General features: G+C 61.8%; 10 protein-coding genes and 4 pseudogenes. 5 read left to right on the top strand and 9 right to left on the bottom strand.

The genetic code is table 11. From position 1 onward, the window contains the following. Positions 1-160: 160 nt before the first annotated feature. Both GA829_RS32865 and GA829_RS32860 read left to right on the top strand, forming a co-directional pair. Complete coding sequence (locus GA829_RS32865; protein ID WP_195179998.1) at positions 161-922, top strand: hypothetical protein; 762 nt, start codon at positions 161-163, stop codon at positions 920-922. Next, a complete protein-coding gene (locus GA829_RS32860) occupies positions 909-2075 on the top strand; it encodes a hypothetical protein (RefSeq protein ID WP_195179997.1) in 1167 nt (388 codons plus the stop codon). The genes GA829_RS32865 and GA829_RS32860 overlap by 14 nt, the downstream gene beginning before the upstream one ends. A gap of 98 nt (positions 2076-2173) precedes the next feature. Here GA829_RS32860 and GA829_RS32855 read toward each other — a convergent pair whose 3' ends face one another. The 4 genes and pseudogenes from GA829_RS32855 to GA829_RS32840 form a co-directional block, all read right to left on the bottom strand. After that, complete coding sequence (locus tag GA829_RS32855) at positions 2174-2440, bottom strand: hypothetical protein (protein WP_195179996.1); 267 nt, start codon at positions 2438-2440, stop codon at positions 2174-2176. 97 nt (positions 2441-2537) lie between these two features. Continuing rightward, positions 2538-4820, bottom strand: coding sequence for a DUF6165 family protein (locus GA829_RS32850; RefSeq protein WP_195179995.1), 2283 nt, complete (start codon positions 4818-4820; stop codon positions 2538-2540). Positions 4821-4919: 99 nt separating this feature from the next. After that, positions 4920-6065 (bottom strand): nucleotidyltransferase family protein, encoded by a 1146-nt coding sequence (locus tag GA829_RS32845; RefSeq protein WP_195179994.1) that lies wholly within the window; start codon positions 6063-6065, stop codon positions 4920-4922. Between the two features lie 434 nt (positions 6066-6499). Beyond that, a pseudogene (locus GA829_RS32840) lies at positions 6500-6678 on the bottom strand (IS110 family transposase); the annotation flags it as partial. Between the two features lie 263 nt (positions 6679-6941). On the opposite strand from GA829_RS32840, the gene GA829_RS32835 reads away from it, so the two are divergent. Next, entirely contained in the window at positions 6942-7316 is a 375-nt protein-coding gene (locus tag GA829_RS32835; protein ID WP_258052395.1) for an ABC transporter permease subunit, read from the top strand. Here the strand turns inward: GA829_RS32835 and GA829_RS32830 are convergent. From GA829_RS32830 to tnpA, 5 genes and pseudogenes are all read right to left on the bottom strand, one after another. Continuing rightward, on the bottom strand, positions 7253-8284 hold the full coding sequence (locus GA829_RS32830) for an IS1595 family transposase (protein ID WP_195179993.1): 1032 nt from the start codon (positions 8282-8284) through the stop codon (positions 7253-7255). The two genes, GA829_RS32835 and GA829_RS32830, sit on opposite strands and share 64 nt — an antisense overlap. A gap of 189 nt (positions 8285-8473) precedes the next feature. Then, positions 8474-9827 (bottom strand): annotated as a pseudogene (locus tag GA829_RS32825) (IS701 family transposase). Positions 9828-9949: 122 nt separating this feature from the next. After that, positions 9950-11410, bottom strand: a pseudogene (gene tnpC, locus GA829_RS32820) (IS66 family transposase); the annotation flags it as partial. Further along, positions 11365-11802: an IS66 family insertion sequence element accessory protein TnpB gene (tnpB, locus tag GA829_RS32815; protein WP_308462361.1), complete on the bottom strand. Its 438-nt coding sequence runs from the start codon at positions 11800-11802 to the stop codon at positions 11365-11367. The gene tnpB and the pseudogene tnpC, both read right to left, overlap by 46 nt. A 17-nt stretch (positions 11803-11819) precedes the next feature. Further along, on the bottom strand, positions 11820-12164 hold the full coding sequence (gene tnpA / locus GA829_RS32810; protein WP_195179990.1) for an IS66-like element accessory protein TnpA: 345 nt from the start codon (positions 12162-12164) through the stop codon (positions 11820-11822). Between the two features lie 147 nt (positions 12165-12311). On the opposite strand from tnpA, the gene GA829_RS32805 reads away from it, so the two are divergent. Continuing rightward, positions 12312-13616, top strand: a complete 1305-nt coding sequence (locus tag GA829_RS32805; protein WP_258052394.1) for an IS4 family transposase — start codon at positions 12312-12314, stop codon at positions 13614-13616. Positions 13617-13712: 96 nt separating this feature from the next. Next, positions 13713-13946, top strand: a pseudogene (locus GA829_RS32800) (DUF4158 domain-containing protein); the annotation flags it as partial. Positions 13947-13958: the final 12 nt, after the last annotated feature.

Raw genomic sequence — 13958 nt, 5'->3', positions numbered from 1 at the left:
CCAATGATTCCGAAAGCGCCCTACCCGCATTTGACCACCTCGCACCATAAGCGATATTATGCGGCGTTGGTGCGCGGCGGTTGCCTGCTAAGAAACGCTTGCCGGGAAAAGCGAAATCCGCTGCGGCGCGGGGCGAAGAGCAGGCGACGGGGTTCTTGGAATGGATGTCTCGATCAAGGTTTCCCTGCAAGGCGGTCATTCCTGGGAGTTCGTCTGCGATGAGGACGACCCCATGGTGTTCGGCCTGGTTTCGGCACTGCCCGGCGCCTCGCTGGACTCGGCCTTGCCGCCCGACGGCTTGATCCAGATCGAGTCGCGGTCCGGCGAGCGGATGTTCCTGACCCGGTCGTCGCTGGTCGCGGTGACGATTGGCAAACGGGGCGCAGGGGGCAGTACAACCGTTGGTCTGCCTCCGGCGCAAGGCAATGGGACGTCGCCGGCCATGCTGCCGGAGGTTTTCGATACCAATTCGATCGAGGCGCTCTTCGGCGCGGTTGACGCTTCGCCTCAGGCTGGGCCTGCAACCGAGGCGGCGCTTGAGATTGAACTCGACGCCTTGCCCGCGGTAGTCACGGCAAAACTTGTCGAGGCGATCGGCCGGTTGACGGGTGGCACCACCGAAGATGGCCAGGACACACACCTGGATGTGCATCTCTATCGCAAGGGCCGCGGAATGCTTGACCCGGCATTGGGGGACGAACGCGACCTGTCGGGATTCCTGCTGTTTCTCGATGAGGCGAATGGGGCGCCGCCGGCCGCTGTCGTCTTAGTGGAGCACACAGGCGATGGGGGGGTGCCGCTCGCCGCCAATTGCGCCTTGATATTCGCGCCAGGCGCCGCGCCACGACTGACGGTGCAGGATGGTCGGGTGCTGGTGCTGCGTGCCTGGCTCCGCGCGGGCGCCATTGATGGACCGACCTGATTTCAATTCCATCGCCGCACAAGCTGCCTTCCAACCTGTTGAAGGTGGGGCCGTCATCTTTCACGCGCCGAGCAAACGGTTGTTCGCGCTCAACGCGGTTGCCGCTTTCGTCTGGGCGTCGATGGGCGAGGGGCTGGGTCCGCAGGAAATCAGGCGCGGGCTTTCCGCCACATTCAGGATCACTGGCGGGCAAGCGGACGAATGGTTCGAACTGGCGCTCGATACGTTCTTCGGCGTCTGGACGGCCGGAGCCGAGCCGCCACCGTTGGACGAAGCCGGGATTCGCGCGGCGACGCAGGAGCGTGGCGGCGTCGACTATCGCCTGTTCGACAAGATTTTGCGCGTTGCCGCGCCCGGACTGGCGATCACCGCCTTGGACGACCTCCTCGCCGGCCTGCGCATTGGTGGGAACGGATTGGAAATAGGGGCCGACGCGCCGGACTTGCTGCTTGAGATCGAGGCCGTCGACGACGGCTACCGGCTGACAAGCGCGGGCGAATGGCTTTCCACGGTCGCGCCAAACGGTTTGGTGGCGGCGGTGGAACAGGCCATCATCCAGGCCATCGTGCCCGAAACGCCGCATCTGCTGGCTTTCCATGCCGCCATGCTCGAACGCCAGGGGCACGCCGTGCTGCTCCCGGCACCGTCGGGTTCCGGCAAGACGACACTAAGCGCGCTGCTTGCCGCAAGAGGTTGGCGTTACGGCTCGGACGAACTCGTCCTGTGCGATCGTGACTTGCGCTGGCGCGCGCTGCCATTTCCGCCTTGCATCAAGGCTGAAAACTACGCCCTTGTGGAGACATGGCATCCACGGCTTGCCGAGGCCCGCGAGCACGAACGCTTCGCGCGCAAGGTGAAGTTCCTGCCCTTGGCGGTGGAAGCGCTGGCCGCGCCGGTCAGCCATGTGGTTTTCCCGTTCTATCAGCCAGATTTAGAGACTGGTCTTGTCGCGACCGACAAGATGACCGGACTGAGCGAATTGCTGGCTCAGGCCGTCTATGTTCCCGCCGGTTTCGATGAGAGAGCGGTTGCCAGCCTCGTGCGATGGCACGAACGGGCAGCCTACTACAGATTGTGCTATAGCGATCCGGTGCAAGCGGCGGAAATGCTGGAAAAAATGCCACTTTCAGGGTTGGAGTGGCACCAGCCATAGTGTACTTTCCAATGGGGGGATGGTTGAAGATGGGGTGTATGCGTGACTGACAGCAGCAACGATGCCGAAAACCTGAGCGCGCAGCGGCGCCAGTTCCTTCAGAACTGCGGCCGTTTCGCAGTGGCCACGCCGCCAACTGTCGTGCTGATGCTTTCGGCCACCGGAAGCGCGCGCGCGGCCCTTGCCACATCGGCCGGCAGCAGCAGCTTGACGGTCACCACCAACCCTACCGAAACGACGGCGACCACCGACACGACGGCTACGACGGCGACCACTGATACGACGACGACAACGACAGCTACCACAGATACGACGACCACGACAGCCACCACAGATACCACGACGACGACCACGTCGACGGACACCACCACCTCCCAGACGACAGACACCACAACCAGCATCTAGTGGTCGTCTCGGGTCTGCTCATCCGCCCTTGCCGGTTGTGTGGAACAGAGAACATTGTCAGGCGGCGGTGGAACTCGCCTCCGATGCATAGTGGCGATAGAACTTCTCCTCGACGATTGCCGACCTCGTAAGATCGTTGATAGCGCGCTTGACGCGTGCTCGCTCATCGTTCTGGATATAGACGCTGCGAGCGAGTTCGACGAAATGCTGGTCGAACTGTTGCCTCGCCTCGCATTCTCGAATTTTATCCTCGATCCCCCACAGCGTCTCGTTGATGGCACGCAATTCGCGTTGCCGTTCCTCGACCTGAGGCAAGAGGCTGCCAAGCCGCGATAGTGAAGGCCTGAGCGCATCCAACTCATGCTTGATGTTGGCCAGCGCCTCGGGCGCGCGCACCCGTTCCGCCTTGATCTCGAGAATGGTGATCTTGTCGACGCATTCGCCCCAGGACACTGCCACATTGGGCGCAGGCGCTGGACCTGACGTGGCTTTGGCGGGCGCCTTTGTCGCCAGATGGGCCGGTTGACGTGCCACGACCTCCGCCAGCGCCACCGCCATCTCGTCGAACACCGGATCCCAGTCGCGCGCGGTCTTCTGCCGGAAAAGTCTCACCGTCGGATACCAGACGGTCGTGCTCTTGGCGCGCTGCCAGCGCCATTCGGCCGATTCGTTGAGCGCGATCCAGACGGGTTTGCCCAGCGCTCCGGCCAGATGCGCGATCGACGTATCGCAAGTCACGACAAGGTCTACCGCCATGATCGCGGCGGCGGTGTCGAGAAAGGAGAACTCGCCGGCGTCGAATTCGGGTCCGAGCGTCGCGACCGACATGCCCGGCGGCAAGGTCTCGATCTGTTCGGATCCTTTGCCGATCTGCAGGCTGATCAGCCTGACGCCGGGGACCGCGGACAATGGCTGGAGCTTTTGCAGAGTGAATGCGCGGGTGGATTCGCGCTCGCCGTAAAGGCCGCCCTGCCATGCCACGCCGATGCGGAAGCCCTGGTCGCCGATCGCAGCGCCCCATCGTGCGATACGCTGCGGTTCGGCTGACAGGTAGGGCTCGGCCGGTATCGGCAGGCCAAGGCGCTCGAAGCGCAGCGGTATGCTCATCATGTAGCATTGATAATCGAACCGACCGTCCGGGCTCAGATCGGTAACCAGCGTGACGTTTCCCGGGAGCGTTGACAAAATGCCTTTCAGGCGCTTCGGAATCAGCATGGAAACGGCGGCGCCCATTGCCTGCAACGCGCTGGCATAGCGGGCAAACTGCAGATAGTCGCCATTGGCCTGCTCGCCCAGCACGAGGATCGACTTGCCTTGCAGGTCTTCACCGAACCACGGCGGGGCATGCGCTTCGTCGCGGGTCGCCTTCTTGCCAGGCCCGGCATGCCTGAACTCATAGGCGGTCCAGCCTTCGAGGTAATTGCCGAGTGCCAACTGCATGCAGGCAATGTTGAACTGGGCGGTGTTCGACGCCGGCTCGATCGCCAGTGCTTTCTTGCAGGCGGCAATGCCTTCTTCCATACGTTCCAGGCCGAACAGCGCCAGCGACATGTTGCACAGCGCCGCCGCCGAAGCCGGCTGGATCGCCAGCGCCTTCTTGTATGCGTCCAGCGCGCGAGGGTATTGCCTGGTGCCAAGCAGTGCCGAACCCAGATCGATCCAGCCTGCAAGGTGGCCTGGATGATCCGACACGACCTTGTCCAGGAAAGACACCGCCTCATCGTGGCGCTTGGCTTCGTGGAGGATCTTTGCCAGGTCAAGCCCCGCCTCGCGATGCTTGCCGTCAAGCGCCAGCACGAGGCGGTAGGCTGCGTCGGCGTCGTCATTGCGCTTCAGTGCCTTCAGCGCCGAGGCCTTTTCAAACAGCGCTTCGACATGATCCGTTTTCACATCGATGGCGCGTTGCAGCGGCTTCAACGCCTCCTCGTGCTTGCCCTGTGCGCGCATGGCCCTGGCGAGCCCAACCAGTGCATCGGCATCATTGGGCGCGCCGGCGACAAAGTCCTCGAAGCAGTTGCGCGCGTCGCCATGGCGCCCGCCCTTCAACAGCGCGTTTGCCAGATTGAGCCTGAGGGCGGGCGTTCTCGCATCGTACTGGATGGCGCGCCGAAACGCGGCGATTGCCTCGTCGTGCTTGCCGGTGGCGGCCAGCGCCAGCCCAAGCTTGTTGGCGGCGTCGGCATCGTCATAGGCAAGGTCCAGCACCTGGCGCCAAGCCGTCACCGCCTCGGCATGATTGCCCCTGGCCGCCAGGACCTCGGCGCGTTCGCGCGGGCTTGGCCCGTTTGCCGCAGCCGGCAGGGATTGCACGCCTGGCGCGGCACCGGCTGTATTCGGCATCGGAATTTTCATGGTCTCGAGCAAATCCAATTCATTGCGACTGCCCAGCCTAATCGGGTTGAGCCGCGTTTCACAAGCATCTCGAAACCGCCGGCAAACTCATTGACCGCGCCAGGCGCGTTTCAGCGCGCGTGCCGTGCGGACGGCGCGGCGCCGGTTGACGCGCAGCCAAGCGCCGAAGCTTCTGTCGTCGCCCAGTCCAAGGACATAGGAATCGCGCTCCCAGGCGGTTGCGCGGCGCAATATGCCGAACCTGCGCAGCCATCGATCGGCCACCGGCAGTCGCTGTTGAAAGTCGCACCGGGCGGCGTGAAAATGTCCGCGGCGGTCTTCTGCAAAAGCTGCGGGCAAAGGCGCGCCGCCAAAGCGCGCGGCCTTGTGTATGGCGCCGGACATTTCACGGAAATAGCCGCGTTGCTTCGCGTCTGCCGCCATGGAATTCCAGTCGACGGCATCGAAATGGGCCAGCGTGAGCCGTGCAAGGTCGAGTGTATCGCGCAGGCTGACAACACCGCCTATGAAGTCGCCATTGGTGATCTGGGCGTGGATGATGTTGTGGGCGATCCTGAAGCGCGGCTCCGGAATGCGCAATCCGGCTGCAACAGGTTGCGAGCCCCTTAGCATTTCGCGGCCCGGCAGCAACCAGACACGCGTCGACAGTTCGACGTGAAGCTCGACATTGGCTGGTTCACCCTCGCAAAGAAGCGGCAGTTCGTGAATGTTGCCGGCTTCAGCGGCAATCGTTTCGGCAATTCCGTAACCGGACGCGACAAGGGCTGCCCTGGCGCGGCCTGACTGCTCCGCGGAAACCAGCAGGTCGATATCGCGCATCATGCGGTCGCCGCGCGCTGTCCAGTCCTCGAACAGCCATGTGGCGCCCTTAAGGAGCACGGCCTCGACACCCGCACTGTGAAGAATGCGGCCGATGCGCAGGCATTGCGTTCGGATCTGCTCGTTGCAGCGGGCGTTTTCGGCGTGGATGTAGCGGAGATAGTCGCGCACGTCCGGGGGCAGGCGGCCTTCCCAGCACATCTCTTGCAACGCGCTCCACAATGGTGGGGCAACCAGGTCGCGGTTTGCCAGTTCGACCGTCTTCAGCCAATCGATTGTCTCATGCGAGAGATCATCAATACTGCCCGGCGCCGAATTCTTCCGGCGCAGGCAGGCGGCGACGAAGGTTTGCAAAGGCAGCAAAGTTGTCGCCGGGTTCCGGGCATGCCTGACGGTGCCGGTGCTATCTGTCATTGTCGCCGATGCCTGAACCAATACAAAACACTAAGCATAAGCGGCGGCTGGAAGCCATGGCGCTTGCGCGACATCTTTCGGGACGAGTTGTTTCTGAACGGTATGGAGCCCTCTGCCACTGAGGTGGTGCCGGTTTTTGAGACAGGGGCCTAAGAGGCCTCTCTGATTGGGGTCGTTGAGGTCAAGGTGCTCCTGTACTTTCTTCCTGGACCGTTCTGCGGGTCACTCGCTTCTCTTCGCGGTCGGCGCCTAGGCCGCCGCATGATGGGATCACGAGAGCGAGGCGTCTCAATCTGTTTCACGACCTTCCCGGGTTTAGCGGCAGGTTCGGGACTCTCAACGAGATCGCCTCGCCATCGTCCCCACGGAACGATCCGGGCATCGCCCTTTCGGGCGAAAGCTCCTTTCCTTGCTGCTTCGATGTTCGTGGCCGTTCACGTCGCCAGGGTGGCAGGCTCCTTCCCAAACGGAATTCGGTCGCGTCGGCCCACATCCGGTGCAGGATGACGGCAAGCTTGCGGGCTACCGCCACGCGCGCCCGCGCCATACCGCGGCGCTTAGCGATGTTCATGCCCCATGCCTTCACGCTCGACCATTTCTTCGAGCGCACTATGGCAGACTGGCACAATCGACAAACCGCTCGATGATAATGTCGGCGGTCACAACAGATGATTATCGACGTGTCGACGGGACGTTGCAGATAGGCAAAACGATGTTCAGGTTGAAGTATCTCACCCCCACGGATGTTCCCTGGTCGCAGACGGAAAACATTCCCTTCATGGTCGATGTTGAGACCGAATAGCCCAGCGGTACCGTGTTGCTGGCCTCGATCCGCAGGCTGTTGATCGGCAGCCTGGACATCGGCGCTCCAGAGCTATGGAAAAAGCCGTGCCTGCACTCTTCGACATTGTCGGCTTCGGTCCCGAAGGCTGGGGAAAGCCGCTGCTCATCGCTGCCGCGATGACGGTAGCAGTGTCAACGATAGGTTTCGCATTTGGATTTCTTTTCGGTGGCGCGATCGCGTGCGCCAAGCTGTCTGGCATTCGGGTATTGAGACTGGTCGCCGACGTTTATACGACCATCGAGCGCAGCGTGCCGGAACTCCTGGTGCTTTATCTCCTGTTTTTCGGCGGCTCAGCCTTCCTGGGGTCGGAACAAGATTTGCTTTCCCAGACACGCGGCCTTTATCAACCAAAGACAGTTACTGCTGATTTGATGATGATGCCGCCATCCGGGCTTCTGCGCATCTGACGCCCGGTAGCGGATCGGAAGACCTGCATCAATTGCGGTGCTGGCGACACACGTGACCAAAGAGTTTGCACGACCTGGCGGCCACGCCGTGTCTTCCTGACCGCCTGACCGGTAACGATGCGCTGGGACCAGCGGAAACCCATCTCGTGGAAATAGAGGTCGGCATGCTGTGGACTGATGTGAGGAAATACTCCCGCGATAGTGCGGCGGATCCGGGAATTGAAGCCTTCCACCGAATTGACGTGAACCGCGTCACGAACATATTCGCGGCTGGAGTGATTGACCGTCTCGTGATCTGTAAAGCCCTCGCCGATCGCCTCTGCCGCTCGCAATGAGAGACCGGTGACAACCGCGGCGCGCGCATCGCCAGCAAGCGTGCCGGGAACCCTGTCCGCGGGCCGCTGCACCATGCCGAGAACCGTTGTTTTCTCCGTGTTTGCCTGACCTTTGCGGCCACGTCCCGGCGGCGCCTCGTCGGGCCGCTTCCTTGGCCTGCCGCCGAGATGGAAGTGGTCGATCTCCACCGTGCCGGCCAACATGTTTTCCCGCGCCACCATGAGACGCAACGCGTGGCCTATTCGCCAGGCGGTCGGTTGGCTCACCCCAAGAGTTTCCGCCAGCCGCACCGAGGACAGGCCCTTGTCCGATTGCAGCAGCAACCACATCGCCTTCAGCCATGTGCGCAGCGGCAACTTTGTGGAATGCAGAGGCGTGTGCGTCGTCACCGTGAACTGGAACCGGCAATCACCGCTCGAGCATTGATACAGTCCAGGCCGGGCGCGGCGTTTTCCCATGTCCCGGCCGGCTATGGCGATCGAACGTTTGTAGCCGCAGGACGGGCAAACTCGACCATCTGGCCACACCATACCCTCCAACAAACGCCGACAGCGCTCTTCATCCTGAAACGCCAAAACCATCTGTTCGATAGTCAGAATGCCAGACAGCATTTCAAGCATCGTCGCGCGCATCAGTATCTCCCTCGAACAGTGCCGAAAGAATCGCACGCTAGGCCAATGCTTTCAAGATAATTGCTGTCTTTGGTGATAAAGGCGGCGTACGATTTCGCACTGCTCTTCTTGTTCCGACCCCGAATCAGAACCCGTCACAAAGGGTGGTCAGTTTATGAGTTTGCGACCTAGCACTACTTTGGCAGATTTTTAGCGGTGATCGATCGGCGGCAATGCGGACAACGCGTTGGAGGCGGCCGTTCGAGTATGGCGACGATGGCTGCCCGAATTGCTGGAAGGGTCGGCTTCGGTGGCGGGCCATGGATTCTTTTTTTCCCGCTTCGCCTGCTTGAGGCGACGGGATTGGAGAAAGGTGTAGGCGATCATGGTCATGAGCGCATGCCGATGCAGCCCTGTCCATGATCGTCCCTCGAAGTGATCGAGGCCCAGTTCCTCCTTCAGTTGCTGATGGGCCTGCTCGCAAATCCAGCGCGCCTTGATAGCGCCGGCCAGACGCTTGAGCGGGGTATCAGCAGGCAGGTTGGACAGATAGTACTTACGCTCACCGTTCGAGCGATGTTCGCCGACCAGCCAAACCTCCTCGCCAGGCAGGTGCTGGGCGCCCATCGTACCGATCCGCTGCGGTGGCCCGTCGGCGACACGCACCCGCCTTGCGGCGAAGCGGGCCTGCAAGCGCCCCTTCGTCCCACGCCGCCAGCTGAGCATTCTCCAGGGCGCCTTCTCCAGCATCTCCTGCGCGCTCGTCGACGCGACGTCCGGGATATGGCGTTTTCGTGGGCGACCGCGCCCGGCGACGGGGAAGATCATCGCTACATCCACGGGATAGACCTTCTGCTTGAAGGGGATGCCAACCGCCCAGACAAGTCCTCGCTCGCTCAGGCCCTGTCGGAACGGCGCGCTCAGGCCATAGCCGGCATCGGCCAGCACACAGCCGAAGCGCAGGCCAGCAGCCCGCGCCCGATCGATCTCGGCGAGCGCGATCTCCAGCTTGGTCCGATAGACTCTGAGAGCCTCCGGCACACTGGCGCGTATCAAGCGTGCGGGATCGCTCGTCCAGCTCTCGGGCAGGAAAAGCCGCAACGCCACCATGATCGGAACTTCGCCGGAAGCCAGCGTCAGCGAAACCAATGTCTGGCAGTTGGCGTTCTTGCCCAGGGTCGAGGCGTATTGCGGCGCGACGCCGACCGAGCGCTCGCCCTTCTTCGGCAATGCCGTGTCATCGACGATCAGCCAGGCGTCAGCGCCACCAACCATCCTGTCGGCTTCGGCGAGCAGGACTTTCTCAAGCGGCGCAGCGTCCCAAACTCCGCTGGCGATGAAGTGATGAAGCTGGTCGTAGCCGACGCCACCGTCGCGTGCGGCCATCGGTTGGACGCTCTTGCGATCGCCAGCACCGATCAGCCCCGCCACATAGGCCGGACACATTCGCGCCCGCACTTTGTGTCGCAGAGCACCCAGAAAGGGCGCAAGCCAGCGCTCAAGATCCGACTTCCAGTTCTCGTCCATGGCCGGCCCTCCAAGATGCCGACCACCTATGAATCACGCAAATCGTATCTCGGGAATCCCAAAACGCTGGCACACTCAAAAATCTGCCAAAGTAGTGCTAGAGCAGAATCTGATCACTCTGGCTCGTATCCTGCGGCGCTGAAGTAGTTTGTGCATTCCTCGATGGCCTCCACGATCGGAGCCACAGAACAGCCAGGCCTTGCGACCGAGCGGGACGCAGCGCAAGGCCCGTTCAGCCGCATTGTTCGTAATGCAGATCCTGCCATCGTCGAGGAAGCGGGTAAACGCCGGCCATCGGCGCAGCATGTAGTTGATGGCCTTGGCGAGATCGTGGTTGCGTGAGAGCTGGGCAAGCTGGGCGATCAGCCAGACGTGAAGGTCCTCCATCAGTGGAGCGCTGCGCTCCTGGCGGGCGCAAGCACGTGCTTCAACGCTCAATCCGTTGATCTCGCGCTCGATATCGAACAGTGCATCCAGGCGCTGCACCGCCTCCAGTGCGATCGGGTAGATCGCCGCCCCTGTCCGTTCGCCGCGGCTCTTCTTGCGCGCTGATCCCTCGACGTCGGCGAGTTCGAAGAACTTGCGGCGCGCATGGGCAAAGCAGCCCGCTTCGAGCACAGGCCCTGGGCGACGATCGGCTGCGTAGAGTTCGCCATAGCCGCCATAGGCGTCTGCCTGCAGGATCCCGGACCAGCTGTCGAGATGCGCTTGTGGATGTTCGCCACGGCGGTCGCGCGAATAGTGGAACAGCGCGGCGGGCGGATCGGCGCCGCCGAATGGCCGGTCGTCGCGGACATAGACCCACAGCCTGCCGATATAGGTCTTGCCCTTGGCGAGGACCGGCACCGTTGTGTCGTCGCCGTGCAATCGGTCGGCGGCGAGAACATGAGCCTCGATCCGGCGATAGAGGGGCATGAGCGCGAAAGTGGCCGCGCCAACCTGGTCGGCGAGCGTCGACAGGCTCAGTGGCACGCCCTCGCGAGCGAAACGTTCAGCCTGGCGGTTCAAGGGTTGATGCTGGCCGTACTTGTCGAACAGCAGCATGGCGAGCAAGCCAGGACCTGCCCAGCCACGCGGCACGACATGGAACGGCGCCGGCGGCTGGGTGATCGTCTCACAGTTCCGGCACGAGAACTTCTCGCGCACCGTCTGGATGACCTTCCACTGACGCGGGATCACCTCCAGCGTCTCGGTCACGTCCTCGCCGAGCTTCGAAAGCCGCGTCCCGCCGCAAGTCGGGCACGAACATGGCGCGGGGATGACGATGCGCTCACGCGGCAGATGCTCGGGAAACGGCTTCTTCACTGGCCGTTTGCGCTCGAAGGCGGTGACACTGGTCGTCCTCGCCGCCGCCGCCTCGGCGGCAAGGTCATCTTCGCTGGCTGTGGCCTCGAGTTCCTCGAGTTGCAACTCCAGTTGGTCCAGGAGCCGGCGGCTGCGCTCGGCGCTGGGGCCATACTGCTCGCGCCTGAGCTTGGCGATCTGCAGCTTGAGGTGCCCGATCAGAGCTTCCGTGGCCGACGCCTTAGCCCTCGCAGCGGCAAGTTCGGCGCCCATCGAAACAACCAGCGCCTTCAGCGCTTCGACATCGTCCGGCAGGGGCGAAACGGCGGCTTCCATGGCCGAAATGAATCAGCACCTGTCTCTCGGTGCAACCGAAAAATGCCGCTTTGGGTGAGGAAATCCGCGTCCTGTCCCGCGCTCGCCGGACGCCAGCTGTATTGCGGGTTGCGCCAGTCAATCCCGTCGAGCAAACACGCCAGCTGAGCGCTCGTCAGCGACACTGCACCGTCCTTCGCCTGGGGCCAAATGAAGCGGCCCTTCTCGAGCCGCTTGGCATAAAGCGACATGCCGATCCCGTCATGCCAGATGATCTTTACCAGCGATCCGGCGCGTCCGCGGAAAACGTAGAGATCACCACCGTGGGGATCACGCTTCAGGTGCTGCTGCACCAGCAAAGCCAGGCCCTGCATGCCCTTCCTCATATCGGTGTGGCCCATCGACAGCCACACCCGCGCGCCCGACGGGATCACCGCAGTGCCTTTACCACTGCCGTAACCAGCGTGGGCGTCGCTCCCGCGAAGATGCTCACCCGGCCGCCCGTTACCAGCTCCACGACAATAGCCGGCCGGTGCTCCAGCGGATGGCCGACGTCTTCATCCACAACCACCGCCTCTGTAAGGCACGGGTCCGGGACGTGTTCGCACAGCTTGCGAGGCCATGTGTAGATCAGCGCCGTCGAAACGTCATGCCGCTGCGCCACCTGCGTCACACAGGCTCCGGGCGAAAACGCCTCCTCCAAAATCTGGCGCCGTTCCTCCTCGTTCCACCGCCGCCGACGTTCGGGGCCTGTGAGCAACGTGATCTGACCCATCAACTACACCTAAGTCCGCTCACCTCACCGGCTTGCAATTACCCATAAGTCTCTGACTCGCTTTGGGTAATTTTCCGGAAAATCTTGAATCGAAAGAATCGCTTGTGATTCTGTGTCGAGCACCTGATTCGTTTATTGTGGTGCAAAATGTCGGTTCAGAGCGACAAACAAGCCGGAAACGCCCGCCATTGGGCCCAACAGGAGGTTGATGTCGGGTCCTTTAAGGACGCCCGGCTTGGTCGACGCTTCGGTGATCTACTGCGGCGGATGAGTGATGGAATGGGCGGCACCATTCCCTTGGCCTGCCAGGATTGGAGCAACACCAAAGCCGCCTATCGGTTCTTCTCGAACCCCAGGGTCGAGGAAGGTGACATTCTTCACGGGCATTTTGCGGCAACCCGCCGGCGCTACGACGAAAGTGATGGACCGATCCTGTTGTTGCAGGACACGACGGAGTTCACCTATCAGCGGCGAGACCCGCATGCGATCGGCTTCACCAAGAGCGTGAACAGTGGCCGCGACAAAGACGGCCGCCTGCGCCACCATGCGGTATGTGGGATCCTGATGCATTCAAGCCTTGTCGTAACCCAGGAGGGACTCCCGCTGGGTCTCTCAGCAGTCAAATTTTGGAATCGGGACAAGTTCAAAGGAACCGCGCAGCTCAAGCGGAAGGTCAATCCGACCCGCGTCCCAATCGAGACCAAGGAGAGCATCCGCTGGCTCCAGAACCTACGGCAATCTGTTGACCTTTTAGGCCAACCGGATCGCTGTATTCATGTGGGAGACAGGGAGAGCGATATCTACGAGCTCTACTGTTTGAGTAAGGAGCTCGGGACCCATTTCTTGGTGCGCACCGTTGTCGACCGTCTGGCCGGGGAAGGCGCCCACACAGTTGCGAGTGAAATGAAAACCACTCCAAGCTCTGGGACACACAAAATTGAAGTGCGCAACGAAGCCGACGAGATCAGTTGCGTGTCGCTGGAGGTCAGGTTTAAGCGGATCCACGTGTTACCGCCCATCGGCAAGCAGAAGCGTTATCCCTCGCTAGATCTGACGGTGATCCATGCCATGGAAATCGACCCCCCTTCGGGACGAAAGCCCATAATATGGAAGCTCTTGACGGACTTCAAAGTGGAGACGTTCGAGCAAGCCTGCGAGAAGATCACCTGGTACGCCCTGCGGTGGAAGATCGAGATGTTCCACAAGATCCTGAAATCTGGCTGCCGGGCCGAGGATGCAAAACTGCGTACGGCTGACCGCCTGACGAATCTGATCGCCGTGTTCTGCATCGTCAGTTGGCGTGTCCTGTGGCTGACGATGATGGCCCGCACGGCCCCTGAAGCACCGGCCGCGATAGCCATGACGGCGGCAGAAATAACGATCCTCGATCGCGTCGTTGGGGCCGGAACAAGAGCTGTGCAGAATCTTGCGCTAAGGTCGAACGGAGAGTGAACGCGCGGATGTTCGCTGTGGATACGCCATTTGCCTCCTGTACCGTAGGCCGCTTTGGACAGAGGCTTGGCCACTACCGTTCTGGTGGAGTGGAAAGTGGCCCGACGAGCGCTTCTCAAAGAACACGAGCGAAAGACGCTATTCGACATTCCGGTCGATGAAGACGGTCTGATCAGCCACTATTCTCTTTCACCGGCCGATTTGCTGGAAATCCAGCTACGGCGGCGCGAACACAATCAGCTCGGCTTCGCGATCCAACTCTGCTTGATGCGCTACCCCGGCCGGCCACTGTTGGCTAACGAGGTTCCGCCGAAAGCGATGCTCGACCATTGTCCGTCGTCA

It is taken from the genome of Mesorhizobium sp. INR15, from assembly GCF_015500075.1.
In the GTDB taxonomy this organism is placed as follows: domain Bacteria; phylum Pseudomonadota; class Alphaproteobacteria; order Rhizobiales; family Rhizobiaceae; genus Mesorhizobium.
Note: the sequence above shows the minus strand (reverse complement) of the source record. Positions and strands in the feature narration are given on the sequence as shown.